Consider the following 1,505-nt stretch of genomic DNA (forward strand, 5'->3'; position numbering starts at 1 on the left):
TTGCGCACGAATGGAGTCGAGAATCGCTGCGGCCGTGTTGTTGTCCACGCTGGCGAGGGCATCATCCAGCACCAGAACTGGGGCATCCACCAGGAGGGCGCGACCGAGGGCCGTGCGTTGGCGTTGCCCTCCACTCAACGTGATTCCCCGTTCTCCCACGATCGTCTTGTAGCCGTCGGGGAAGCCTTTGATGTCGTCAGCCAATCGTGCTTGAGTTGCTGCCGTTTCCACTTGAGCCGTGTCGGCCTCCGGCTCCCCGTAACGGAGGTTGTCCGCCAGGGTGCTCGTGAACAGAAATCCCTCTTGGGGAACGATGGCCACGTCGTGGCGTAGCTCCTGTAGGGCGAGATCGGTGATGTCGACTCCATCGAGGAAGAGTTCTCCTTCCGCCACAGGCACCATCCGTCCGAAGGCCCTGGCCAGGGTTGTCTTCCCACAGCCAACAGCGCCAACCACCGCCACCAACTCGCCGGGTTCGATCGTGAACGTCAGTCCGTTGAGGGTGTCGCGATCAGCCCCGTCGTAGCGAACTCTGAGATTGCGAGCTTCGAATCGGCCGCGGGGCTCATGCTCCTGCTTGGTAATAGAAATTGTGGAGGTTCGATCCTGGATCGCTGGTTCGCGTTGGAGAAGTTCTTCCACGCGTTCAAGACTCACTTGTCCGGTTTGAAAGGTGTTGAGCGTGAATCCCAACAGCGCTGTGGGGAAGACCAATTGCTCCACATAAATGATCAGAGCCACCAAACCGCCAATGCTGAGCGTTCCTGACTCGAGTTGGCCGCTACCGATGGCGAGCAGCAGCAGCAGCGAAATCGATGAGATTCCCTCCAGCAGCGGGAAGAGTGTGCTGCGGGTCCGTGCGAGGCGGATCGCACTGTCGCGATAGCGCCGGTTTCGCCCCGAAAATGCATCCTGTTCTGATGCTTCTTGTCCATAAATTTTGATCGCACCGATCCCGGATAAATCCTCCTGAATCAGGTTGCTTAACCCCGCAAGTTCTTGTTGTTGAGCCCGCTGTTGGCGCATCATCCGACCACCAAACAAGCGCACCGTGCCAAGCATCAGGGGGTAAAGCCCTACAGCAGCCAGGGTGAGTTTTGGATCAATCGCCAGCATCGCCGGCAATGTCATGGCGTAAGCCAAAAGCGTGTTGGTGAGGCTGAGAATGGCGAATCCAAGCAATCGGCGAATGTTTTCAACATCGCTGGTGGCCCGGCTGATCACTTCGCCGCTACCGGTGGTTTGAACCCAGTTCGGCTCCTGCCGCAACATGTGTTCAAACAAACGTTGTCGGAGATCCACTTCCACCTGGCGACCAATCCCAAACACCAGCTGGCGTGAGATCAATCGAATCACCGCCATCGTGCTGGTGAGCACCACGATCCAACCCGCTTGCCGAAGGATTCCTGTGTATGAAAACCCCTGCTGTAACTCGTCAACGACGTTACGAACCTCAAGCGGAATGGTGACTCTGAGGAAATTGACCAGAACGAGCGCGATGGCTC

The 1,505-nt window shown here is 57.6% G+C and carries 1 protein-coding gene; it reads right to left on the reverse strand.

What is annotated here, in order from left to right; translation table 11 throughout:
* Positions 1–1,505, reverse strand: a 1,505-nt coding sequence (locus WH5701_RS00375; RefSeq protein WP_006169809.1) for an ABC transporter ATP-binding protein, incomplete at both ends; no start/stop codon positions are given.

The organism is Synechococcus sp. WH 5701 (assembly GCF_000153045.1).
Taxonomy (GTDB): Bacteria; Cyanobacteriota; Cyanobacteriia; order PCC-6307; family Cyanobiaceae; genus Regnicoccus_A; species Regnicoccus_A antarcticus.